At 63.2% G+C, this 23,418-nt stretch carries 23 protein-coding genes and 1 other RNA gene; 14 read left to right on the top strand and 10 right to left on the bottom strand.

Going from position 1 to position 23,418, the window contains the following annotated elements; all coding sequences use genetic code 11:
- Positions 1-142 precede the first annotated feature (142 nt).
- On the bottom strand, positions 143-925 hold the full coding sequence (gene gloB, locus ACXAF3_RS07075; protein ID WP_475111594.1) for a hydroxyacylglutathione hydrolase: 783 nt from the start codon (positions 923-925) through the stop codon (positions 143-145).
- Between the two features lie 230 nt (positions 926-1,155).
- On the opposite strand from gloB, the gene ACXAF3_RS07070 reads away from it, so the two are divergent.
- Genes ACXAF3_RS07070 through dnaQ form a run of 3 tightly spaced genes read left to right on the top strand, consistent with a single transcriptional unit; the run spans position 1,156 to position 3,166 of the window.
- On the top strand, positions 1,156-1,944 hold the full coding sequence (locus ACXAF3_RS07070) for a class I SAM-dependent methyltransferase (RefSeq protein WP_475111593.1): 789 nt from the start codon (positions 1,156-1,158) through the stop codon (positions 1,942-1,944).
- Positions 1,945-1,994: 50 nt separating this feature from the next.
- Positions 1,995-2,435, top strand: a complete 441-nt coding sequence (gene rnhA / locus ACXAF3_RS07065; protein WP_475111592.1) for a ribonuclease HI — start codon at positions 1,995-1,997, stop codon at positions 2,433-2,435.
- 2 nt (positions 2,436-2,437) lie between these two features.
- Positions 2,438-3,166, top strand: a complete 729-nt coding sequence (dnaQ, locus tag ACXAF3_RS07060) for a DNA polymerase III subunit epsilon (protein ID WP_475111591.1) — start codon at positions 2,438-2,440, stop codon at positions 3,164-3,166.
- A 39-nt stretch (positions 3,167-3,205) separates the two neighbouring features.
- Here dnaQ and nhaB read toward each other — a convergent pair whose 3' ends face one another.
- A complete protein-coding gene (gene nhaB, locus ACXAF3_RS07055) occupies positions 3,206-4,738 on the bottom strand; it encodes a sodium/proton antiporter NhaB (protein WP_475111590.1) in 1,533 nt (510 codons plus the stop codon).
- A 527-nt stretch (positions 4,739-5,265) separates the two neighbouring features.
- On the opposite strand from nhaB, the gene ACXAF3_RS07050 reads away from it, so the two are divergent.
- The 5 genes from ACXAF3_RS07050 to ACXAF3_RS07030 are packed head-to-tail and all read left to right on the top strand — an operon-like array spanning position 5,266 to position 10,822.
- Positions 5,266-6,963, top strand: a complete 1,698-nt coding sequence (locus tag ACXAF3_RS07050; RefSeq protein WP_475111589.1) for a FimL-related protein — start codon at positions 5,266-5,268, stop codon at positions 6,961-6,963.
- A gap of 55 nt (positions 6,964-7,018) precedes the next feature.
- Positions 7,019-7,825, top strand: coding sequence for an NAD(+) diphosphatase (nudC, locus tag ACXAF3_RS07045; protein ID WP_475111588.1), 807 nt, complete (start codon positions 7,019-7,021; stop codon positions 7,823-7,825).
- Between the two features lie 59 nt (positions 7,826-7,884).
- On the top strand, positions 7,885-8,535 hold the full coding sequence (locus ACXAF3_RS07040; protein WP_475111587.1) for a cation/multidrug efflux pump: 651 nt from the start codon (positions 7,885-7,887) through the stop codon (positions 8,533-8,535).
- 43 nt (positions 8,536-8,578) lie between these two features.
- Complete coding sequence (sohB, locus tag ACXAF3_RS07035) at positions 8,579-9,763, top strand: protease SohB (RefSeq protein ID WP_475111586.1); 1,185 nt, start codon at positions 8,579-8,581, stop codon at positions 9,761-9,763.
- 57 nt (positions 9,764-9,820) lie between these two features.
- Complete coding sequence (locus ACXAF3_RS07030; RefSeq protein WP_475111585.1) at positions 9,821-10,822, top strand: YhdH/YhfP family quinone oxidoreductase; 1,002 nt, start codon at positions 9,821-9,823, stop codon at positions 10,820-10,822.
- Positions 10,823-10,947: 125 nt separating this feature from the next.
- Here ACXAF3_RS07030 and ACXAF3_RS07025 read toward each other — a convergent pair.
- Positions 10,948-11,025: non-coding RNA, sX9 sRNA (locus ACXAF3_RS07025), on the bottom strand.
- A gap of 266 nt (positions 11,026-11,291) precedes the next feature.
- On the opposite strand from ACXAF3_RS07025, the gene ACXAF3_RS07020 reads away from it, so the two are divergent.
- Positions 11,292-12,557 carry a patatin-like phospholipase family protein gene (locus ACXAF3_RS07020; protein ID WP_475111584.1) on the top strand — a complete coding sequence of 422 codons (1,266 nt, stop codon included), beginning with the start codon at positions 11,292-11,294 and terminating at the stop codon, positions 12,555-12,557.
- On the top strand, positions 12,538-13,230 hold the full coding sequence (locus ACXAF3_RS07015) for a DUF4919 domain-containing protein (RefSeq protein ID WP_475111583.1): 693 nt from the start codon (positions 12,538-12,540) through the stop codon (positions 13,228-13,230). The genes ACXAF3_RS07020 and ACXAF3_RS07015 overlap by 20 nt, the downstream gene beginning before the upstream one ends.
- Before the next feature lie 54 nt (positions 13,231-13,284).
- Here ACXAF3_RS07015 and ACXAF3_RS07010 read toward each other — a convergent pair whose 3' ends face one another.
- The 5 genes from ACXAF3_RS07010 to ACXAF3_RS06990 form a co-directional block, all read right to left on the bottom strand.
- Positions 13,285-15,507 (bottom strand): ATP-dependent helicase, encoded by a 2,223-nt coding sequence (locus ACXAF3_RS07010; RefSeq protein ID WP_475111582.1) that lies wholly within the window; start codon positions 15,505-15,507, stop codon positions 13,285-13,287.
- A gap of 86 nt (positions 15,508-15,593) precedes the next feature.
- Positions 15,594-17,324, bottom strand: coding sequence for a SulP family inorganic anion transporter (locus ACXAF3_RS07005; RefSeq protein WP_475111581.1), 1,731 nt, complete (start codon positions 17,322-17,324; stop codon positions 15,594-15,596).
- Between the two features lie 110 nt (positions 17,325-17,434).
- Positions 17,435-17,878 (bottom strand): DUF6691 family protein, encoded by a 444-nt coding sequence (locus ACXAF3_RS07000; RefSeq protein ID WP_475111580.1) that lies wholly within the window; start codon positions 17,876-17,878, stop codon positions 17,435-17,437.
- Positions 17,879-17,882: 4 nt separating this feature from the next.
- Positions 17,883-18,317: a YeeE/YedE family protein gene (locus ACXAF3_RS06995; RefSeq protein WP_475111579.1), complete on the bottom strand. Its 435-nt coding sequence runs from the start codon at positions 18,315-18,317 to the stop codon at positions 17,883-17,885.
- 9 nt (positions 18,318-18,326) lie between these two features.
- Positions 18,327-18,641, bottom strand: coding sequence for an ArsR/SmtB family transcription factor (locus tag ACXAF3_RS06990; RefSeq protein WP_475111578.1), 315 nt, complete (start codon positions 18,639-18,641; stop codon positions 18,327-18,329).
- 101 nt (positions 18,642-18,742) lie between these two features.
- On the opposite strand from ACXAF3_RS06990, the gene ACXAF3_RS06985 reads away from it, so the two are divergent.
- From ACXAF3_RS06985 to ACXAF3_RS06975, 3 genes are all read left to right on the top strand, one after another.
- Positions 18,743-19,621 carry an MBL fold metallo-hydrolase gene (locus ACXAF3_RS06985; protein ID WP_475111577.1) on the top strand — a complete coding sequence of 293 codons (879 nt, stop codon included), beginning with the start codon at positions 18,743-18,745 and terminating at the stop codon, positions 19,619-19,621.
- Positions 19,622-19,734: 113 nt separating this feature from the next.
- Entirely contained in the window at positions 19,735-20,157 is a 423-nt protein-coding gene (locus tag ACXAF3_RS06980; RefSeq protein ID WP_475111576.1) for a protein tyrosine phosphatase family protein, read from the top strand.
- Positions 20,154-21,896, top strand: a complete 1,743-nt coding sequence (locus tag ACXAF3_RS06975) for a SulP family inorganic anion transporter (protein WP_475111575.1) — start codon at positions 20,154-20,156, stop codon at positions 21,894-21,896. The genes ACXAF3_RS06980 and ACXAF3_RS06975 overlap by 4 nt, the downstream gene beginning before the upstream one ends.
- A 155-nt stretch (positions 21,897-22,051) precedes the next feature.
- Here the strand turns inward: ACXAF3_RS06975 and ACXAF3_RS06970 are convergent, their stop codons facing one another.
- Together ACXAF3_RS06970 and ACXAF3_RS06965 are read right to left on the bottom strand one after the other, a co-directional pair.
- Entirely contained in the window at positions 22,052-22,261 is a 210-nt protein-coding gene (locus ACXAF3_RS06970) for a cold-shock protein (RefSeq protein ID WP_475111574.1), read from the bottom strand.
- Positions 22,262-22,471: 210 nt separating this feature from the next.
- Positions 22,472-22,834, bottom strand: a complete 363-nt coding sequence (locus ACXAF3_RS06965) for an alpha/beta fold hydrolase (RefSeq protein WP_475111573.1) — start codon at positions 22,832-22,834, stop codon at positions 22,472-22,474.
- A gap of 215 nt (positions 22,835-23,049) precedes the next feature.
- On the opposite strand from ACXAF3_RS06965, the gene tnpA reads away from it, so the two are divergent.
- Complete coding sequence (tnpA, locus tag ACXAF3_RS06960) at positions 23,050-23,355, top strand: IS66 family insertion sequence element accessory protein TnpA (RefSeq protein ID WP_475111572.1); 306 nt, start codon at positions 23,050-23,052, stop codon at positions 23,353-23,355.
- Positions 23,356-23,418 lie beyond the last annotated feature (63 nt).

Below are 23,418 nucleotides of genomic sequence, written 5' to 3'. Positions count from 1 at the left end.
TCTTCGGTCGCACCTGAGCTTTTCGTTGTAATTGTCTGATTCTAAAGAGCGCAGTTAGTTTCGGTCAATGCGAAATGGCCAAGTTTTGCGCAAAATGTCGGCAACTTCGCCATCTTGGCGGCGTTTGCGCCGGTGTGGGCTGTTAGAAATTGTCTTTCCAGCGCCGGAGCCTGGCGAAGACTTCGACCTCGTTCGTGTCCTCCGCGGCGCCATTGGCACCGTGATTGGCAGCGCGCCGCGCCACGGCGGGGATATGGCAGCGCAGGAAGGGATTCGTGGCCAGCTCTTCGCCGATGGTGGAGGGCAGGGTCGGGCGGTTGTCGGCCCTCAGTGCCTCGCTTTCCGCGATGCGGTTCTGGATGGCGACATTGCCCGGTTCGGCAGCCTTCGCGAAGCGCAGATTGGACAGGGTGTACTCGTGGGCGCAGTAGACTCGCGTCGCCGGCGGCAGCGCGCTCAGCTTTGCCAGCGAATGGTACATCTGCGCCGGTGTGCCCTCGAACAGGCGGCCGCAGCCGGCGGCGAAGAGGGTGTCGCCACAGAAGAGATGGCGTTGCAGGCTGCCGTCGTCACCCTCCTCTTCGAGTAGCAGGGCCAGGTGGTCCAGGGTGTGGCCGGGCACCTCCATCACCCGCAGTGGCACGCCGAGGATCTCGCGCCTGTCGCCATCGGCCAGCGGCTCGGTGACGCCTTCGATGGAACCGGGGCCGTAGACCGGGCAGTCGTAACGCCGGCGCAGCTCTGCCACCCCGCCGGTGTGGTCCAGGTGGTGGTGTGTGAGCAAAATGCCGTCGAGGGGGGCTTTGCCCAGTGCCGCGATTACCGGGGTTGCGTCGCCGGGGTCCACCACCCAGTGTTCGCCATTGCGCTCCAGGTGCCAGATATAGTTGTCGCTGAAGGCTGGGATAGGGGAAATTGTGAGCATTGTTTGCGGCCCGCTAAGCTAGATCCCAAAACGATACCATTAAGGTAGTCCGCTATGAATCGCGTTGACAGCCCGAGCCGGCGCGGCGGCGTTGAGAACAGCGTTTACGGTGTCGCCGATTCGGAAATGGAACCGTTGCGTTGATGGGGTGAACGCGGAAACATTGGTATCGCAGGGCGCGATATCGATAGAATCGGATTGACACGGACTCGCAACCGGTCGGAGAAGCCATGGCAAAGAAGTCCCTATTGGGGCGGCGTACCGAGATACCCTCGCTGCAGCAGTCCTGCCCGGCCCTGTCGCGCTGGTTTGCCAGCCCGCTGGGGGAGGAGATACTGTCCCAGCAGCTGGCGCTGACACAGCCCCTGGTGGAGGGACTGTTCGGCTATCACCTGATGCAGGCGGGGGTGACCAGTGCCGTGGACTTTGCGGCCTGCAGCCGCATCAACCACCGTTTTCGCCTCAGCCCCTGCCGCGAGCAGAGCGGTGCGGCACTGGTGGAATTCGAGCAGCTGCCGCTGCCATCGGAGTCGATCGACGTGGTGCTGTTGCACCACCTGCTCGACTTTGCCAGTCATCCGCACCAGGTGCTGCGCGAGGCGGCGCGGATATTGATACCCGGTGGCCACCTGCTGCTGATCGGCTTCAACCCCTTTTCCCTGTTGGGGCTGTCGCGTCTGTTGTTTTCCGGTGGGGCCCACCAGCGCGGCAACCAGCTGCGCGCGGCGCGGCTGGCGGACTGGATGAACCTGCTCGACTTACAGGCCGCGACCCTGGAGCGGGGCTTCTTCCGCCTGCCGCTGCAGCAGCGTGAGCTGCTGACCAAGACCGCCTGGATGGAGAGGCTCGGCGCCCGCTGGCGCTTGCCTTGGGGGGGCTTTTACATCATAGTCGCGCGCAAAGAAGTGGCGCGCATGCGCACCATCAAGATCAACTGGCGCGGCGAGCGGAACCCCGCATTGACCGCCGTGCCGTCGAGTTCGCGCGTCGCGGCGCGCGGACGTCATCACAAGCGCTGATACCCGGCCGTCGCCGGGATATCTCGGCACCAACAGACAAGCATTCAATTTTGAAACAAGTGACCATTTATACCGACGGCGCTTGCCGCGGTAACCCCGGGCCGGGGGGCTGGGGCGCATTGCTGGTACACGGCGATGCGGAAAAAGAACTGTTTGGCGGCGAGCCTCATACCACTAACAATCGCATGGAACTGCTGGCCGCCATCAAGGCGCTGGGCGCGCTCAAGCAGCCCTGCCGCGTCGACCTGCACACCGACTCCCAGTACCTGCGCCAGGGTATCACCAACTGGATCAACAACTGGAAGCGGAACGGCTGGAAGACCGCGAACAAGAAGCCGGTGAAGAACGCCGATCTGTGGCGGGCGCTGGACGAAAGCATCGCCGGCCACGAGGTGCACTGGCACTGGGTCAAGGGGCACGCCGGCCATCCCGGCAATGAGCGGGCGGATCAGTTGGCCAACCGCGGTATAGACGAGTTGAAGGGGAGCTGAATATGCGTCAAGTGGTACTGGATACGGAAACCACGGGCCTGGACCCGAAGAGCGGGCACCGCATCATCGAAATCGGCTGTGTCGAACTGGTCAACCGCAAGCTGACCGGGCGCCACTACCACCAGTACATCAACCCCGAGCGGCAGGTGGACGACGGCGCTATCGAGGTGCACGGCATCACCAACGAGTTCCTGCAGGACAAGCCGGTCTTCGCACAGATCGCCGATGACTTTATGACCTTCTGCGAGGGCGCCGAGCTGGTCATCCACAACGCGCCCTTCGACGTTGGTTTTATCGACTGGGAACTGAAACTGCTCGGCAGCCCGCGCTGGCAGAGCGTCGCCGCGCACTGCAGCGTGCTGGATACCCTGGCCCTGGCCAGGGAGAAGCACCCGGGGCAGAAAAACAACCTGGATGCGCTGTGTAAGCGCTATTTCGTCGACAACTCCCAGCGCGACCTGCACGGGGCCCTGCTGGATGCGGAGATTCTCGCCGACGTCTACCTGATGATGACCGGCGGTCAGACGGATCTGGCCCTGGCCCAGGGGGGCGATCAGCAATCCGGCGAAGAGGCGGACGGGCAGCGGCGCGATGCCACACCGGGCGCGATCCGCCGCCTGTCTGCGGATCGCGCGCCGCTATCGGTAGTGCAGGCGAGTGCCGAAGAGGTGGAGGCGCACCAGTCGATGCTGGCGCTGCTGGAGAAGTCTGCGGGCAAGCACTTCTGGTAACGCGGACAAATCTGCTTCGGCAGATTTGTCCGCATTGAATCAGATGGCGTAAACCACGCAGATCATTGCCACCGCGCTGAGTACCAGCGTGTAGGGCAGGGCCATCAGCACCATGCGGCCGTAGGACAGGCGGATCAGTGGCGCCAGCGCCGAGGTCAGCAGGAACAGGAAGGCCGCCTGGCCGTTGGGGGTTGCCACGCTCGGCAGGTTGGTGCCGGTGTTGATCGCGATGGCGAGCTTGTCGAAATGCTCGCGGGTGATATCGCCGGCGGTCAGTGCGGCCTTCACCTCGTTGATATACACGGTCGCCACGAAGACGTTATCGCTAATCATCGACAGGATACCGTTGGCGAGAAAAAGCATCCCCGGCTGTTGCGAGGGTTCGAGCCCGAGCACAAAGTTGGTGACGGGCTCGAACAGGTGCTGTTGGTGGATCACCGCCACTATGGCGAAGAAGACCACCAGCAGTGCGGTGAACGGCAGGGCCTCCTCGAACGCATGGCCAATACGGGCCTCCTGGATCACGCCGTTGAACGCCGTCAGCAGCACTATGATCATCAGGCCGATAATGCCCACCTCGGCCACGTGAAACGCCAGCGCCAGTACCAACAGAATCGCCACTGTGCCCTGGATCCAGAGTTCGGCCACGTCTCTCGGGGTGCGCTTCTGCTCCTCCTCGCGGGAGAAGTTCACCAGCACTTCGCGCACCGCGCTGGGCAGCTTGGCACCGTAGCCGCAGATGCCGCTCTTCTCCAGAAAGACACAGGTCGCGAGACCGGCGAAGAAGGTGGGGATGGTGACCGGGGCCATGTTCAGGAAGAACTGCACAAACTCCCAGCCGGCCTTTTCCGCGATCAGCAGGTTCTGCGGTTCCCCCACCAGGGTGCAGACGCCGCCCAGCGCGGTGCCGACGGCGCCGTGCATGATCAGGCTGCGAAGATAGGCGCGGAACTGGTCCAGGTCCTCGCGGTGATACTCCACTACGTGATCGTCGTTGGAGTGGTCGTGCGTGTGGTGGTGCGGCTGATTCGAGGCCACGCGGTGATAGACGGTGTAAAAGCCGACGGCGACGGCGATAAGAACCGCGGTCACTGTCAGCGCGTCGAGAAAGGCCGACAGCACCGCCGCCACCGCGCAGAACAGCAGCGACAGCAGTGTCTTGGAATTGACGTTGATCAGTATCTTGGTGAATACGAACAGCAGCAGGCTCTTCATAAAGTAGATGCCGGCCACCATAAACATCAGCAGCAGCAGCACCTCAATGTTTTCGACCACTTCGTGGTAGACGGCATCGGTGCTGGTCATGCCCAGCAGTACCGCCTCTATGGCCAGCAGGCCGCCCGGCTGCAGCGGGTAGCACTTGAGAGCCATGGCCAGAGTGAAAATAAACTCCCCGATCAGTACCCAGCCGGTCACGAAGGGGCCGCTGATGTAGAGCAGCAGCGGGTTGATGATCAAAAAAGCACCTATGGTCAGCTTGTACCAGTCCGGTGCCTCGCCGAGAAAGTTGTCGATAAAGGCCCGACCGAAGCCGCTGCCGGAAGCGGTGAGGGCGTTATTGTAGGTATTCATCTATTACTTCCTTGGTTGGCTGTAAGGCGTCCCGGACTTCGAGGAGCCCATGGCGGGCCTTGCTGGGAGCCGGATAGCGCTAGAGGGAACCTCTGAATAAGTCCGTGATGTCTCTGGCTTTCAGAGCGGTTCACAATCAAGGCGCGGCTTCGCAGGAATGTCTAGACCTTTCAAGAAGTCACAACGCAGAGTGTGAATCGCTCTGAAAGCCCCGAAGGGCGGGGCCTGAAGGCCGCAGAGACATTACGGACTTATTCAGAGGTTCCCTAGTTTCCGCACCCGGCTCGACGCGCGCAACCCCCAATTTGAGGAGGGCGAATCTGCCAAACGCTACTCAGTTTGGGAAAAAAATCAAGTGATTCTGCCACTTGCCGCTCTCCGCCGGCGGTTTTGTCGATTGTTCGGTGGAAATTGTCGATGGAAAGGTGGACTCTGTGCCGGTTTGGTATAAATTGCCCCTTTCTCGACCAAAACATATTTTTTTTGATCGAGATTTGTACAACGGACAAAGTGCAGCGGTGTAGTCAGTGACTGAATTGCGCGATATCAATATCACCTCCGTCAACATGGTCAAGGACGAGTTGGTGGCGGCCGTGGACAGCGCGGCTGCCCACCTGGACCAGTTCGCAGCGGATGAAAACAACAAGCAGTCGCTGGCGCAGTGCCTGGCCGCCCTGCGCCAGGTCGGCGGTGTTCTGCAGATGGTGCAGCTGCACGCGGGCGAACTGCTGGCCCAGGAGATGCTCAACACCCTGGCGGAGATACACGAGGGGCGCCAGGAGGCGACTTCCGAACTGATGGAGGGGCTCGGGACTGGCTTCTATGTACTGACCCGCTATCTCGACTTTGTGCAGAATCGCGGTACCGCGCGCCCGGAACTGCTGATCCCCTATATCAACAACCTGCGCAGCGCCCGCTCCCAGCCTCCGGTTCCCGAGAGTCACTTCTTCCGCTGCCGCCTGGATGCGAATGTGCCCGGTGCGGTGTCCTCCGCGGTGATGTCGGAGGATCTGCGCAATTTCGTGCGCCGCTTCCGCCATATGTATCAGGTGGGACTGCTCGCGCTGCTGAAAGGGAAGCCCTGCAAGCCCGCCTATACGATGATGGCGCGGGCCCTGCAGCGTGTCGCCAGTATTTCGGCGGGTCGCCCCAACGGGCGTTTGTGGGCGGTCGCGGGTGCCGCGCTCGGGGGCATGGCGGCCCGGGAAATGCACGTCAACCGCTCCCGGGTCATGGTGTTCAGCATGTTCGACCGCCGGCTGCGGGTGCTGCAGAAGGAGGGCGATGCGGCGCTGGATCAGCCTGCGCCGCCGGTGCTGATCAAGGAGTGCCTCTACTGGCTGGCGCTGTCGGCTCCCGGCGGCCAGGGCGCCAGGGTGCTCGAAGCCTTCTCCGCCCGCCCGCTGGGCTACAGCGAGGCGGAGCTGGAGCGCGAGCGCGCCAGCCTCGGCGGCCCCGGCGCCACCGCGATCAACGCGGTGGCGGCCGCCCTCGACGAAGAGCTTTCCGGCGTGCGCCGGATGCTGGACGACGTGGAGCTGATCGGCCCCTCGGCACTGGATGAAGAGGACGGCCTGGTGGCTACCCTGCAGCGTATCGCCAGCACCCTGCAGCTGTTGAATTTCAAACGCGTCGGCGAAGGCCTGCGCAGTGCGGTGCAGGAATACCGCAGCAGCGCAGGTGCCGGCGGCTCGGTGGCCGAGGCGGCACTGCAAAAACTGACGAGCCAGGTATTGATGGTCGACAGTACCATCCGCGCTCTGCGGCAGACCTCCTGTATCGATGTTGACGAGTACGGTCACGCGGACGTGGCGCTGGAGCGCAGTCAACTGGCGGAAGCCGAGGTGGCAGTGCTGAAGGAGGCGGAAGCCGGCCTGTCGCTGATCAAGCGCGCACTTGCCTCCTACGCCGAATCCGGATTTGATCACGGCCATATCCGCAATGTCTCCACCACCCTCAACTCGGTGCGCGGCGGCCTGATTGTCCTGAACCTGCGCCGCGCCGCCGCGGTTGTGGAGCGCCTGGTGGATTTTGTCGAAACGGTGATGGAGCAGCACAGCGCGGCCCCGGCTATCGAACAGTCGCTGGATATCTTCGCCGATGCGATCATCAGCCTCGAGTATTATCTCGGCGAGGTGAAGCTGCACCGCGAGGCGGATATACAGTCTCTGAATCTCGCCATCGAGAGTCTCGAAGCCCTGGGCTTCCCGGTCGAGGCGGCTTGATCGGCGGCCTTGCGCGGATGTTTCGCCAGCCCCGAACGACGATAGGGAGTCCGCCTTGAGCGAAATCTTCGAGCCCGCTGCCCGTATGTGGCCCCTGCCTGAGTTTGCGCGGCACATCCTCGTCGCCGACGGACGCCTGCTGTGCCGCGGCGACCTGTTTCTGCATGATGGTTTTGAAGTAGCCGCTGAGCTGGTCAACGGCAGCCACTATCTGGGCGAGCTCGGCGGCCGCCCCTGCGGTGTACACCTGATTTCACGGCAGGTCGAGGTGCGCGGTTGCGAGTGGCGTACGCTGCGCAGCCTGTTGACCTGTGTCGATGAAGCGCTGTTTGCGCTGGCCGGGCGCGCCGTGCAGATCGTCAATTGGGACAGTGAACACCGCTTCTGCGGCCGCTGTGGCGGCGCGACCGAATGCCACCCGCGCGACCGCGCCAGGGTCTGCCCCTCCTGCCAGCTGGCGGTATATCCACGCATTTCCCCCTGTGTCATCATGCTGGTGACCCGCGGCGAGGAGTGCCTGCTGGCTCGCCACACCGGCAATCGCTACTCGAAATACACCGCGCTGGCCGGTTTTATCGAGCCGGGTGAGAATGCGGAGCAGGCGCTGGTGCGCGAAGTGCGCGAGGAGGTGGGGCTGGATGTCGGCGCGCTCCGCTATATCGGCAGCCAGTCCTGGCCCTTTCCCGGCCAGTTGATGCTCGGCTACCTGGCGGAGTGGGCGGGCGGGGATCTGAACCTCGACCGGGAGGAGATCACCGAGGCGCACTGGTTTCACTACAGCGCACTGCCGGAGCTGCCGCCGCCGCAGACGCTGTCCGGGCAGTTGATACGCACTTTCGCGGAATTGGCTGGGGGAAACTAGCGGGCTGTTGAGCTGCGCCGTTTCACGGCTGGGACAACATCGAGGAGCTCGATTACAACATGTATATCGCCATCACTTTTCTAATCGCGCTGCTGGCGCTGCTGCTGGTGTTCTGGGGGGGCAGGGTGCTGCTCAACGGCAGTTGGGTGCTGGGCTTTGTCCGCGGCACTCTGGGCTTGTTGCTGCTTGGTGCCGCGCTCCTGATCGTCCTGGTCGCCGCGGATGTCTACAGCTACCGCAATCTGGCCGAGGAGCACAGCGTCGGCACCGTGGCCTTCAGGAAGATCGGCGAGCAACACTTCGAGGCGAAGTTTTCCGATGCGGACGGGCTGGCCCAGAATTTCGAGTTGCACGGCGACCAGTGGCAACTGGATGCGCGGATGCTGAAGTGGAAAGGTCCGCTCGCGCGTTGGGGCATTCAGCCGGCCTACCGCCTCGACCGCCTCAGCGGCCGTTACCTGACGCTGCAGGACGAGCGCAGCAAGCAGCGCTCGGTGCACCAACTGGCGGGCAGCAATTACGGCGTGGATGTCTGGCAGTCCCTGCGCGCGATCGACGAGAAACTGCCACTGGTGGACGCAGTATACGGCAGCGCGACTTTCCTGCCGATGGAAGACGGCGCTGTCTACGAAGTGCGCATTACCCACAGCGGCCTGATGGCGCGGCCGCTGAACCGCCAGGCGAGTTCGGCACTGAATGAGTGGCAATGACGGGTTGGAAACATAGTACACAAGGTAGCAATCTGGAGTGTTAGTGGAATTTCTCAGTGAATACGGCCTGTTTCTGGCCAAGGTAGTGACCATCGTTGTGGCCCTGCTGGTTGTTGTCGGCTTTGTCGTCGCCAACCGGGAGCAGCTGAAAGAGCGCGTTCAGGGGCATATCAGCGTTACCCACCTCAACGACCGCTACGAGCATTTCAAGGAAACGCTGCTCGAAGCGGTGATGGACAAGCACGAATTTTCCCTGCGCAAGAAACAGATGGCGAAGGAAAAGAAAGCGCAGGAAAAGGCACGATTAAAAAAACACAAGGTGGAGCAGAAAAAGAAGCCCCGGGAAAAGGTTCAGCACCAGGGGCTTGAAAGTACCGAGATTCCGGTGCCCGAGCAGGGCGAGGCCGACGCGGAGGCGGGCGAACGCACTGCGCCGGCGCTCGTTACCGAAAAGCCCGCGGGCGAGCGCAAGCGCATCTTCGTGACGCACTTCGACGGCGATATCAAGGCCAGCGCGCTGTCTCAGCTGCGGGAGGAAATCACCGCGATTCTGCAGGTGGCGGAACCCGGAGATGAAGTGGTCGTCTGCCTCGAGAGTCCGGGCGGTATGGTGGCCAACTACGGCCTGGCTGCGAGCCAGCTGGCGCGCGTGCGCGGCGCCGGCATTCAGTTGACCATCGCTGTGGACAAGGTGGCCGCCAGTGGCGGCTACATGATGGCCTGTGTCGCCGACCGCATTCTCGCCGCGCCCTTCGCAATGGTCGGCTCCATCGGTGTGCTGGCGCAGCTGCCCAATTTCAACCGCCTGCTGAAGCGCCACGATGTGGACTTCGAACTGTTTACCGCCGGCGAGTACAAGCGCACCGTGACCATGTTCGGTGAGAACACCCCCGAGGGCCGCGAGAAGTTCCAGAGCGATTTGGACGAGATCCACGCGCTGTTCCAGCATTTTATCGCCGAGTACCGCCCCGCGCTGGATGTCGCCAAGGTGGCCACCGGCGAGGTCTGGTTCGGCCAGCGCGCGCTGGATTTGGGGCTGGTGGACGAGTTGAAGACCTCGGACGAATATCTGACGGCCTGTGCACAGGAGGCGGATCTGTATCGGGTGGAGTACAAGGAGAGGAAGAACATTGCCAGCAAGATGGGGCTGGCGGCCCAGGCCGGTGTCGAGTCCGCGCTGATGCGCCTCTTCTCCCGCCTGGCGGCCTGGCGTCACCAGGCGCAGTGAATTCAGTGATCAGTGGCGGTTGCTTGTCGAGAGCCGCCGGGAACGGGACACGCTTGCATGGATGAAACTTTTCGCGCTATACGGGTGGAGGAGGTGGCCGCCGGCAAATACGATCAGCAGCTGGTGCGGCGGCGGCTGGAAGATCTGCCGGACAATCCGCTGCTGATCGCAGTTTCCCACTCCTCCCTGAACTACAAGGATGCGCTGTCCGCCTTCGGCAACCGCGCCATCACCCGCGAATACCCCCACACGCCGGGCATAGATGCGGTGGGTGTGGCGCTGGAGGACAAGAGCGGCACTTTTGCGCCCGGCGACGAGCTGCTCGTCACCGGCTACGACCTGGGCATGAACACCCCCGGCGGTCTCGCCGAGCGCATCCGGATTCCCGCCGGCTGGGCGCTGCCGCTGCCACAGGGGCTGAGCGCGCGGGAATCCATGATCCTCGGCACCGCCGGCCTGACCGCCGGCCTCTGTGTGGAGAAGCTTCTGGAGGCCGGCGCCGCGCCCGGGGACGGCGAAGTGCTGGTGACCGGCGCCACCGGCGGTGTGGGTTCCATCGCGGTGGCACTGCTGGCCAAGCTGGGATTCCGCGTGGCGGCGGTGACCGGCAAGCTGGAGTCGGCGGATTTCCTGACCGGGCTCGGGGCCTGGAAGGTCATCGACCGGGAAACCCTGGCGCCTTTCGCCAGCAAGGCGATGGCCAAGCCGCTGTGGGCCTGGGCCGTGGATACGGTCGGCGGCGAGACGCTGTTCAATGTGATCAAGTCGCTGGCCTACGGCGGCGGTGTCGCCGCCTGTGGTATGGCCTCCGGCGCCCAGTTCCAGGCCAATGTATTTCCTTTTATCCTGCGCGGTATCAGCCTACTGGGCGTGGACAGTGTCGAGCTGCCGCTGGAGAAGAAGGCCGCAGTCTGGCGCAAACTGGCCGGAGAATGGTATATCGGGGAACAGCTGGGCCGTATCGCCGAGGATATTTCCCTGGAGCAGGCGCCGGAATTCCTGGCCCGCCTGCACCGCGGCCACGGAATCGGGCGCTATGTCGTGGATATGGCGCTGTGAATCGCGCAGGAAACTGACCAAAAGCCGAACCTGGTCAGCATTCTGCCGAAACGCGCCTGCTATGCTAAATACCCATCGGCGGCGAATCCGGCGGGACACGGTTTTTCGACCGTCCAATTGCTAGAAGCTGTTTCATAACGTAGCGAGCGGGTGGCTGGTGGTGGCCGCCGGAGCGGAGGCACCGCAGTGTACAAGTAGTACATGAGGATGCCGAGCACCGCCGGACGCCGCCAGGCGCCCGCGCAGTAGTTATGAAACAGCTTCTAGGGAACCTCTGAATAAGTCCGCGATACCTCTGGCTTTCAGAGCGGTTCACAATCAAGGCGCGGCTTCGCAGGAATGTCTAGACCGTTAAAGAAGCCGCAACGCAGAGTGTGAATCGCTCTGCAAGCCCCGCAGAGACATTGCGGACTTAATCAGAGGTTCCCTAGTACTGTTGTCTGCGTTTTCTCGCTATTGGTAGAACAAATTGTCCGAAAATAACGAAATACCAAAGCTCACCTATCAGGCCAGCGCTCTGGTCCTGTCCGGCGGTGGCGCCCGCGCGGCCTATCAGGCCGGAGTGCTGAAGGCGCTGGCGGAACTGGCCCCGGACAGCAACCCGCACCCATTCCAGATTATCTGCGGCACCTCCGCCGGGGCGGTCAACGCGCTGCTGCTGGCCTCTCACCCCGGCAATTTCAAAGAGGCGGTGGAGCGCCTGTGCGATATGTGGATGCGGCTGACGGTGGATCAGATCTACTGCACCAGCTGGCGCAGTCTGCTCGGCAATATGTTCGCGATCACCCGCTCGCTGTTCAACCAGGGGGTGGGGCGGCAGAGGCCCCTGGCGCTGCTCGACAACAGGCCGCTGCGGGCGCTGGTCGATAAGGTTATCCACTTCGACAATATTCAGAAAAATATCGATGCCGGCCACCTGCGCGCGGTCTGTGTGAACGCCCTGTCCTACACCGAGGGGGAGTCGGTCAGCTTCTTTCAGGGGGCCGAAGACCTGCCGGAGTGGCGGCGTTTCCGCCGCTACGGCCTGCGCACGCGGCTGACCGCCGACCACCTGATGGCCTCCGCGGCCATTCCGACCCTGTTCTCCACCGTCAAAATCGGCGACGACTATTTTGGCGACGGCGCCGTGCGCCAGCTGGCGCCGATCAGCCCGGCGCTGCACCTGGGGGCGAACCGGGTGTTCGTCGTGGGTGTTTCGGACAACCGCTCGCCGGTGCACTGGGGCAAGAAACGCAGCAAGCCGCCGCGGCACTCGCCGTCGATGGCGCAGATCGCCGGCCAGCTGTTCAATGCGGCCTTTATCGACAGTCTGGAAGGGGACCTGGAGCATCTGGACAGGGTCAACCTGCTGCTGGACTCGGTGCCCGATAAAAAACTCGCCGACCTGGCGCCGCTGCGGCCGGTGGAGTCGGCGGTGATCGAGCCCTCCCAGAGCCTGGACCGCCTGGCCGGGCGCAAGGTGCGCCACCTGCCGCCGGCGCTGCGCTGGCTGTTCCGCTCCACCGGGGCCACGACTTCCGGCGGCGGCGCATCGGCGGCCAGCTACCTGCTGTTCGAGAAACCTTTTATCGGCGAGCTGGTCGAACTGGGGTATCAGGACGCCATGTGGGAGCGGGACAAGCTGCGCGCCTTTTTGCAGCCGAATGCGCAGCCCGCGGAGACGGAGCGCAAGGGCCTGTTCGGTATCAGAGTGAAACCGCAGACGGAAATAGCCAATGGCAATACGCAGTCATAATTTTTTTTGCAGTCTGGCTCTCGCGGGCCTGTCCGCGGTCCTCGCGGCCTGCAGTGCGCCGACGGCACAACGTGAGGATGGGCAGCCGGCCGGTCCCCAGCTGCGCCCGGCGGAACAGAGTGAATACCGCCGCTTGCTGGCGGAGGCGCAGCAGCTTTCCTTTACCCTCGATTTCGATGCGCTGAGGCGCGCCTTCGTCGAATCGCCCGAGTACAATCCCTACGGCGGGAGCAAGCTGGCGGGGCTGGCGGAGGCCTACAGCGCGGTGGAGCGGGCCGAGTTCGGCGAGTGTCTGGAGCATGTGGACCGGGTACTGGCGAACAACTATATGAGCCTGGAGGCCCATATGATCGGCGTCGTCTGCAGCGGCCGCAGTGCCAACCTGCAGCGCGAGGATATCCACCGCTATATGGTCGAGGGGCTGATGGAGTCCATCGAGAACAGCGGCGATGGCCGCAGCCAGGACAGCGCCTATCACACCATCAGCACCTCCGAGCTGCGCGGCTTTGTGCGTCTCAAGGGATTGCAGGTGCTGAAGCAGTCGATCGTCTACGATCAGCGCGGGATCTATGACAAGATGCAGGTGCGCGATCCCGAATCCGGCGACGAATACGCGCTGTTTTTCAATGTCAGCCAGCAGTTTGCGCACGGCATGGACAGCGCGGCGGAATAGCCTCGCCCCGCAGGAGCGGCCGCTGGCCGCTCCTGCAAGGGAGATTCAAAACCGCTATATCAGGTGCTGCGCGAGCTTGTCCCAGTCGAAGCGCCGCGTCTGCCGGTCGCTGAACAGCACTTCCACTCGCTCGTCCTCCCACTTGATTACCCGCCCGTGGCCGAGTTTGCGGTGGCGGATGCCGTCGCCCAGGGCCGGTTTGCGCACCGGCGCGCGCGGCCCGCTGATTTCCGGGTTGTAGCCGCAGGCCTCCAGGTAGTGCAGTGCCTGGCGGGTGACGGGCACCTCGCTGTGAATTTTCTGCGGGCGCTCGCGCAGGGCGGCGGCGATCAATTGGCACAGCGGCAGTTGCATCTCGTCGATAAACAGCGACGGCTGCTGCTCCGCACCCGCGGCTTTCCCCTGCGCAGCCGCCGGCGGCGCCAGCAGGTAGAGCCTGTGGCGCGCGCGGGTCATGGCCACATACATCAGGCGCCGCTCGCTCTCCATCGACGCCGGCGTAGTGAAATCCCGCTGTGGCTGGTAGGGCATATTGTGCTGGGTCAGCGATGGGATGATGACCTGATCCCACTCCAGCCCCTTGGCCTGGTGCATGGTGGTGATCTGCACCGCGTCCGCCGCCGTCTGCTCCCCCTCGCGGTGCTTGCGCTGCAGCTCCCGCAGGTGCGCCAGCGCCTCCGCGGGGGGGCACTTGAGACTGTCCAGGTACTGGCAGAAGGCGAGTATCGTCTGCTGGCGCTCCTCACCCTGCTGGCGGGTGAAGCTGTCGTCACCGATACCGGCGAGGTAGTCCAGGTCCGCCAGTTGGCGGCGCAGCAGCTCGCCGGCCGTGCCGCGCCACTGCTCCACCTGTGTCAGCAGATCGGCGCGGCTTCGCAGGCGTTTCAACTGCGCCTTGCTCAGGCTTTCCGGTATCAGCTTCGGCAGCTGTGCGCCCCAGTCGCGCTCGCGCAGGGCCAGCTGTGCGCAGAGGGGTTCGAGCAGTTTGCGCGGTATGCGGATATGCGGCGCGGTCAGCCATTCGTAGAGCCCCTGCTCGCGCCGTTGCGCCGGCAGCTGGGCGAAGCGGCCGGCGGCGATATTCAGGCTCCAGAACAGCGGGCGCAGCTCCCGCCGCGACAGCACCGTATTGCGGCTGCCGGAGCGGTAGGGAATGTTGTTCGCCAGCAGCGCCAGTTCGATCGGCGCGGCCAGGGACCAGAGGCGTACCAGAATCGCGATCTGCTCCAGCGGCTGCCCCTGCTTTTGCGCCCGACGAAGGTGCTCCACCAGCCAGCGGGTCTCCTTTTCCACCTGCACCAGTTCGACTTCCGTGTTGCGCTCGCCGTTGTCGGACACGCAGAAAATATCCGCGCGCTCGCGGTTGTTGCCGATAAAGTGGTTGGCGGCCAGGGCCAGCTGGTGGCCGTAGCGGAAGGTGCGGCTCAGGTGGTAGATATTGGAGGGCGGGAAGTCGCCGTCGAAAAACTTGAGCAGGAAATTCGGCTTGGAGCCGCGCCACTCGTAGATGGTCTGGTCCGGGTCGCCGATGGCGATCACGTTGCCGGATTTGCCGTAGAGCACGCGCAGCAAAAAGTGCTGCACCTCGTTGATATCCTGGTATTCGTCCACCAGGATATCCTCGTAGTAGCTGCCGTACTGTTCGGCCATGCCCGGCTCCAGGCTGAGCAGAATGGCCGGATCGTAGATCAGGTCGGCGTAGGTCACCGCATTCTGGCTGCGGCGCCAGTCCTCGAAGGCGCGGAATACCTTCAGGAAATACATATATTCGTCGCCGAGCTTCAGCTCCTGGAAAGCGCTGAAATCGCCGCTGAGAATCGTCTTGGTGTAGTCGATAAAAAATTCCGCCGCCTCGATTTCCGACTGCTTGCGCGCGCGGATCTCCTCCAGCTCGTAGGGCGGGGCGCACTGCTCTATCGCCTTCCAGATCTGCAGCTGAATCGTCGACTGGGGCAGGGGTGTCAGGTTCGCCGGCGCGATATGGCGGTTGGCGATCATGCGCTGGTAGAGGCGGTAGCCGAGGCTGTGGAAGGTGTGCACCGCCGGCGCCGGCCCGTCGAGCAGGGATTGCAGGCGGCGTTCGAAATCCTCCCGCGCGCTGCGGTTGTACATCAATACCAGCATCCGCTCCGCCGCCACGCCGGCGCCCAGGCGATTCTTCACATAGTGCAGCAGCGCGGTGGTCTTGCCGGAGCCGGCCACGGCGATAATTTTGGCGTGGCCGCCGGGGTGCTCGGCGATGGCCTGCTGTTCTTCCGTGAGTTGGATCGGGTGCATGCGCGGGTGCCGTTCAAATACTGGATATTTTGCCAGTGTTTGGCGGTGCGGTACATACCCGGAGCCGGCCGGTGAGGGCCCGCTGCTCAGCCGGCTCCGGCTTCCCCGTCGCTCAGGCGGTTGCGGCGCAGTGCCAGCTCGGCGATGTAGGAGGACAGGAACACCCGCCCGCTCAGCTCCTGCAGCAGCCGCGAACGCCCCAGGCGGTCGAGGACCGGCCCCTTGACCTCGGACAGGTGCAGGCGGATGTCGCGCTCCTGCAGATCCCGGTTTACCTGCTGCAGCCGCTCCAGCGCGGTGCCGTCGATACGGCTGACCGAAGACAGGATCAGCACCAGTTCGCGGGTCTGCGGGTGGCGCTTGAGCTCGCTCAGCAGTCGGTCCTCCACCGCGCTGATATTGCTGAAGAAGAGGCTTTCGTCGATGCGCAGGAACAGGATATCCGGCTGTGTCTTGACCGTGTGGCGCAGCACGTTGCGGAAGTGCTCGGTGCCCGGCACCCGGCCGACCACGGCGATATGGGGGCGGCTGGTGCGCCAGATCAGGGTGGCGAAGGACAGCCCGATACCGAGGCCGATGCCGGCCTCGACGCCGAACAGCAGCACGCCGAGGAAGGTGCCGGTCATCGCCACGCCGTCGGTGCGGTCGTAGCGCCAGTTGTGCACAAAGCCGCGCACATCGATCAGGCTCGCCGCGGCGACGATGATGGTCGCGGCCAGCACACACAACGGCAGTTCGCTAAACAGGCCGGTGACAAACAGCAGCACCAGCGCCAGCAGCAGCGCGGCGATCACGCCGCTCATCGGCGAGGCAGCGCCCCCCTCGTCGTTGATCGCGGTGCGGGCGAAGCTGCCGGTAACCGCAAATCCGCCGGACAGGGCGCTGAGCAGGTTGGCGGCGCCCAGGCCGCGCAGCTCCGCGTCCGCATCCAGGCGCTCACCGCGCCGCAGCGCAATGGCGTGGGCGATGGACAGGCTCTCGACGAAGCCGAGCAGGGCGATGATCAGCGCCGGCAACAGCAGCTGATAGGTCATGTTCCAGTCGAATTCCGGCAGTTTGAGCTGTGGCAGTCCGGGTGGAATGGCGCCCACGACGTCCATCTGTTTTTCCCAGTGAAAGATCGTGGTCAGCGCGATTGCGGCCAGCACCACCAGCATCGGCGCCAGCCGCGCCAGCAGCTTTGCGCGCATTTCCGCAACGCCCGCTTTTTGCAGCAGCGGCGCCAGCCAAAGGCGCGCTGCAATCAGTGTCAGAGTGGCCGTCAGACCCAGGCCGGCGGTGGCCCTGTCCGCGCCGGGGATTTCCCGCAGGGTGCTCACCAGCAGCTGTAGCGCGGTGTCGCCGTCGCTCTCGAGGCCGAACAGCGGACCTATCTGCCCGATGATAATCAGCGTCGAGGCCCCGGAGACAAAACCGCTGATCACCGGGTGGCTCAGCATGTTGGACAGGGTGCCGAGGCCGAGCAGGCCCATCGCGAACAGGAAGGCGCCGCTCAGCGCCGCCAGGAGTATCGCGCCGGCGATATACTCCGGGCTGCCCGGTGCGGCCAGCGGCGTCAGCGCCGAGGCCGTCATCAGGGCCAGCACCGCCACCGGGCCGACAGACAGCACCGAACTGGAGCCGAACAGCGCGTAGCCGAGCAGCGGCAACAGCCCGGCGTAGAGGCCGATATGGGGTGGCAGACCGGCGAGGGCGGCGTAGGCCAGGGCCTGGGGCACCAGCATCATGGTGGCCACCAGCGCCGCAATCGCATCCCCCGCCAGCCATTGGCGCCGGTAGTGTTTCAACCACTGGGGTATCAGTCTGCTGGCCCGCATCCCTGCCTGTTAATCCGTTGCTGTTTTCTTGCGTCGGGTATTCGGAGAACTCCCAGACAAGATAGACGGCTTTGGGCCCCCCTCCGTACAAATGGAGAGGGGATGGGCGGTCAGTGCGCTGGATTTGCCGGGGCCGGTGCGCGGCGGTTCAGCAGGTGGAAAATGCCCATACCCGCCAGCATGGCGGCGGCAAACACGATCGCCTTCGGCTCGCCCGCGCCGCTGGCCACTATCGCCGGTCCGGGGCAGAAGCCCGCCAGGCCCCAGCCTATGCCGAACAGCAGGCTGCCGAGCACCAGCGGGCGGTCGATATCCCGCCTGCCGGGCAGCTTGATCTGCTCTCCCAGCACCGACAGGTCGCGGCCTTTCGCCAGCCAGAACACCGGCAGGCCCACGCCGATGGCGCCTGCCATCACCAGGGCCAGGGACGGATCCCAGGCCCCGGCCAGATCGAGAAAGCCGAGCACCTTGTCCGGGTTCGCCAAGCCGGAGACCAGCAGGCCCAGACCGAACACAAGTCCGGCGATGAAGGCGCTGAAATGTGTTTTCTTCATGGTCTTAAGCTCCCAGCAGGTGGCGCACAGTGAAGACGGTGGCGAAGCCGGCGGCCATAAAGCCGGTGGTCGCCGCCAGCGAGCGCGGTGAAAGTCGCGACAGGCCGCAGACCCCGTGGCCGCTGGTGCAGCCGGAACCGTAGCGGGTGCCTATCCCGACCAGCAGGCCGGCGGCGATCAGAAGCGGATAGCCGGCCTCGATCCGGATCGGGGGCAGGGCGGAGAACAGCAGCCACAGCGCCGGACCCGCCAGCAGCCCCAGGATGAAGGTCAGCCGCCAGCCGGTCTCGCCGGCGGTGCGATCTATCAGCCCGCCGAGAATACCCGAGATGCCGGCGATGCGGCCGTTCAGCAGTAACAACATGGCGCTTGCCAGTCCGATCAATGCCCCGCCCGCGAGGGCGGACCAGGGGGTAAATGCATTCCAGTCGATAGTCATGGTTGGGAATCACTCCGCACAGTAGAGTTGATAAAGGGTTTGCAGTACTGCCAGCACCCGCTGGTCGGCGACCCGGTAGTAGACGTGCTTGCCCTCGCGGCGGGTCGCGACCAGGCCCTCCCGGCGCAGCACGCCCAGCTGCTGCGACAGGCTGGGCTGGCGGATATCCAGGCGCTCCTCCAGTTCGCCGACATTCAGCTCCTCCTGGCTCAGCTGACACAGCAGCAGCAGGCGGTCCTGGTTACCGAGGGAGCGCAGCATCTGCGCGGCTTCGCCGGCGGACGCGCGCATCTTGTCGAGATTGGTCTCGGCGGCATCTGGCATGGGTTTCTCCCCGCGGTCTCGATTTACACTTTCATATTATATTGATTTATATAATATCGACAAGTATATTGTTGTCAGCAGCAAATAGCGGAGGTCAAATTATGTCTGCCAGCAAGCCGCTCACTCAGGTTCAGCCCTTCCTGGATCGGGATACCGAAACCTGGAGCTATGTCGTGTACGACCGGGAGGGCGGTTCCGCCGCGGTGGTGGACGCGGTGCTCGATTTCGACGCCGCCTCCGGCCGCACCGGCACCACCGGCGCCGAGGCGATAGTGGCCTTCGTGCGCGAAAAACAACTGACCGTGGAGTGGATACTGGAAACCCACGCCCACGCCGACCACCTCTCCGCGGCGCCGTTTATCCGCGAGCAGCTCGGCGGCCGGATCGCCATCGGCGAGCAGATCCGCCAGGTACAGGCCATCTTCCGCGAAGTGTTCAACCTGGAAAAAGAATTCCTCGTGGACGGCAGTCAGTTCGATCACCTGTTCCGCGACGGCGAAACCTTCAATATCGGTGACCTGGAGGCGCGAGTCATCTACGCCCCGGGCCACACCCCGGCAGACATGGCCTGGTTGATCGGCGATGCGCTGTTTGTCGGCGACACGCTTTTTATGCCGGATGTGGGCAGCGCCCGCTGTGACTTTCCCGGCGGCGACGCAGCCACCCTGTACCGCTCGGCGCGGAAGCTGCTGGCCCTGCCGGAAGAGACGCGTATGTTTATGTGTCATGACTACCCGCCGGCCGGCGGGCGTGAGTACCGTTGTGAAACCACCGTGGGCGCCCAGAAGCGCGACAATATCCATCTGCGTGAGGGCATAACGGAGGCCGAGTTCGTCGCCATGCGCACCGAGCGCGACGCGACACTGGCGATGCCGCGCCTGATTATTCCATCCATCCAGGTCAACATCCGCGCGGGCCAGATGCCACCGGCGGAGGACAATGGCACCGTCTATCTGAAGGTGCCGATCAACCAACTGTAAGCGGAAAACGCCAACTGTGTAGGAGCCTGCTTGCAGGCGAATGGATAAGTTCACTGTGGCCGTTCGCCTGCAAGCAGGCTCCTACTGGGGGGCAATTAAGTTCGAGGTAATACATGAATATCAAGTATCTGGACGATCAGGTCAGCGTTTCCGAGCAGTTCTCTTGCGACGCAGTGGCGAGGCTGGCCGAGGCCGGAGTCGAAATCCTGGTCTGCAACCGCCCGGAAGATGAGTGCGAAGATCAGCCGGACTTCGCCGAGCTGGAAAAGGTCGCCCGCGACAACGGTATGGCGTTTGTTGCGATTCCCTTCGCCCGCGGCCAGATGACCCCGCAGCACTGCCGGGAATTTGCCGACCTGCTCGCCTCGGGCAAAAGGGTGCACGCCTTCTGCCGCACCGGCAACCGCTCCTGCAACCTCTGGGCCGCCGCCCGCAGCCTCGCCGGCGCGGACAAAAAGGCTCTGTTGCAGAGTGCCCGCGAGGCGGGTTTCGATGTCAGCGGCACGCTCGTCGCTTTCGATGCAAATCATCGGTGAAACAGAGAATAGTGATGCGCTCGCTGTCGGCCTATCTGCCCGCCATCGACTGGCTGGGGCAATACAATACCCACACCCTGAGCCGCGATCTGATGGCCGCGCTGATCGTCACCATCATGCTGATCCCCCAGTCGCTGGCCTACGCACTGCTGGCGGGGGTGCCGGCACAAGTCGGCCTCTATGCGAGCATGGTGCCGCTGTTGGCCTACGCGCTCTTTGGCACCAGCCGCACCCTGTCGGTGGGCCCCGTCGCGGTGGCCTCGCTGATGAGCGCCGCGGCCCTGAGTGAAGTCGCATTGCAGGGCAGTGCGGAATACCTGCTGGCCGCGGCGCTGTTGGCGCTGTTGTCCGGGCTGTTCCTGGTGCTGCTGGGGGTGATGCGGCTCGGGTTTCTGGCCAACTTCCTCTCCCACCCGGTGATCTCCGGATTTATCACCGCGTCCGGCCTGCTGATCGCGCTGAGCCAGCTGAAGCATATCCTCGGCATCGACGCGGACGGCGATAATCTGATTCGTATGCTGACTTCGCTGTGGGGGAACATAGGCAGCGCCAATCCCTATACCCTGGCCACCGGCATCGCGGTAATACTGTTTCTGTACTGGTCGCGCTCGGCGGCGGCGCGGCAATTCGAGCGCCTGTCGCTTTCCGCCCATACTGCCGGCCTGCTGGTTAAGGCCGCCCCGGTGGTGGGGGTGCTGGCTAGCATCGCCGCCGCGATGGCGTTCGATTTTGAAGGCCGGCAGGTGGCGCTGGTGGGTGCCATTCCGTCGGGACTGCCGACACTGCATATACCCGGATTTTCCTGGGATCTGGTCGAGACGCTGACGGTGCCGGCGATCATGATCTCCATTATCGGCTATGTGGAATCGGTTTCCGTGGGCAAGACGCTGGCCGCCAAGCGGCGCCAGAAAATCGATATGAACCGGGAGCTGATCGGTCTGGGTGCGGCCAATATCGGTTCCGGCCTGTCCGGCGCCTTCCCGGTCACCGGCGGCTTCTCCCGCTCGGTGGTGAATTTTGATGCGGGGGCGGAGACCCAGATGGCGAGCGTTTTCACCGCCGCCGGCATAGCCCTGGCCTCGCTCTTCCTGACGCCCTTTCTCTACTACCTGCCGAAGGCGACGCTGGCGGCGACGATTGTCGTCGCGGTGTTGTCGCTGGTGGATTTTTCCATCCTGCAGAAGACCTGGCGCTTCTCGAAAAGCGATTTTCTCGCGGCAGTCGTCACAATCGTGATCACGCTGTTGTTTGGTGTGGAACTGGGGGTTAGCTGCGGTGTTGCTGCCTCCATCGCTCTGATTCTGTACCGGACTTCCAGGCCCCATATCGCGGAAGTGGGGCTGGTCGACGGAACAGAGCACTTCCGCAATATCAGGCGGCACAAGGTGATCACCGCCCCCGAAATCCTGACTATCCGCATTGACGAAAGCCTGATGTTTACCAATGCCGGCTATCTGGAAGACCGCATCTACGCCGAACTGGCCGGGCGGCGGCATATACGCCACGTGGTCCTGATGTGCAGCGCGATCAATGAGATCGACTGGAGTGGGCTGGAGGTACTGGAAGCGCTCAATGAGCGGCTGGCAGAGCAGGGGGTGAAGCTGCACCTTTCCGAGGTCAAGGGGCCGGTCATGGACTCGCTGCAGCGCTGCGGGCTGTTGGAGCATCTCACGGGGCGTGTATTTTTGTCCCAGTTTCACGCCTTTTCCGATCTGAGATCCGAGCTGGCCGCAGGCTAGCCGATTGAAGCGGCCGGCCTCCGGTTTCGGGGCGGAACTGCGCAAATAAAAAAGGCGAAACCACCCGGTTTCGCCTCTTCTGTACCGTGCGCACACTCGCCGATGAGCGGTGTGCGCCGGACCCGGTCGGGGTCCGGCTTGTCAGCCGTTAGTCGTCAGACAACGACAATATTCTCGGCCTGCAGACCCTTGGGGCCCTTGGCTACGCTGAACTCGACCTTCTGACCCTCGATCAGCGTTTTGAAGCCGGTGTCGGAAATGGCACTGTAGTGTGCGAAGACGTCCGGTCCGGACTGCTGCTCGATAAAACCGAAGCCCTTGGATTCGTCGAACCACTTAACGGTTCCTGTGACTGTGTTAGACATAATCGTGTCCTATAACAAAACAATATTAAAAAGCCATTGAAAATGGCGGATTTGGCGGGAAAGTAAGCAGGACTTACAACTACGGACGAGGATTATGGGTATAACTTCGTAACAGGAGAGGATGTTCGTGGTGCTTAATTTCTAGCGCCCTGGCAGTGTATACGGATTGGTCGGGAAGTCAAACAATACTTTTCCCGGGAGTCGGCACTTTCAGTGCCAATCCCGGCGCTGTCGGTGCGACGCCATAAAAGTCAGCATTGCCGCAGTCACCGCCTCTGACTGCTCCAGCGCGGACAAGTGCCCGGCACGCTTTATGACCTGAAGCGATCCATTGGGCAGCCGCTCGGCCATTCTGGCGGAGCAGGGGGGAGGCAGTGAAATGTCTTCCTCGCCCACGATGACCAGCGCCGGCTGGCGGATATCGCCGAGCCTGTCGCGCAGGGAATCCCGCGCGCAGAGGGTGTCGACCAGATTGCTGATCGACACCAGCGACATGGCCGAGGATTTCTCCTTCCACTCGGCGACCAGCTCGGGCCTGGTTGCCAGGGTGTGCCTGCCGAACTGTAGTGGCATAGTGAAAGTGGCTTCGAATTCTCTTTCTGATAGTTGCCTCATGGCTTCCTTTGGCATTTAACACCGCGTTCAGGGGCGGCACACTTTATGCTCCTTTTTGTGTAGTATTGGGGACGTAGCGACCACACAAAAGGGTAACCGTTCATTGTAGGACGTCATTCACCAAACCAATCCTCAAACTATTCTGGCCACCGTCAACAACACGGAGGCCAACCATGAACTCTATCGATACCCGCTCTTCTCGCCCAAGGCGATCCGCACAGCAATGGCAAGCACTGATTGACGAGTGGCAGGCCAGCGCTCTGTCCGCCAAACAGTTTTGCACCGAGCGGGCTCTTGGCTATGCCAGCTTCAGCCAGTGGCGCAAGCGTCTGTCAGTACCGGTTAGCAGTATTGAACCAGCTCAGAGTGCTGCTCCAGACTTTATTGATCTCGGCTCCCTGAAATCGGCTTCAGTCTCAGGCTGGGACATTGTGCTGAGCCTGGGCAATGGGGTTGAGCTGAAGCTGAGCCAGCGCTGATGTTCTCGGTGGGTACCCGTGCGAGGATCCTGCTGTGTACTGAGCCCACGGATATGCGCAAAT

The sequence above is a fragment of the Microbulbifer sp. ABF4_143 genome, from assembly GCF_056160225.1.
This window is presented reverse-complemented; position numbering and strand designations above follow the sequence as displayed.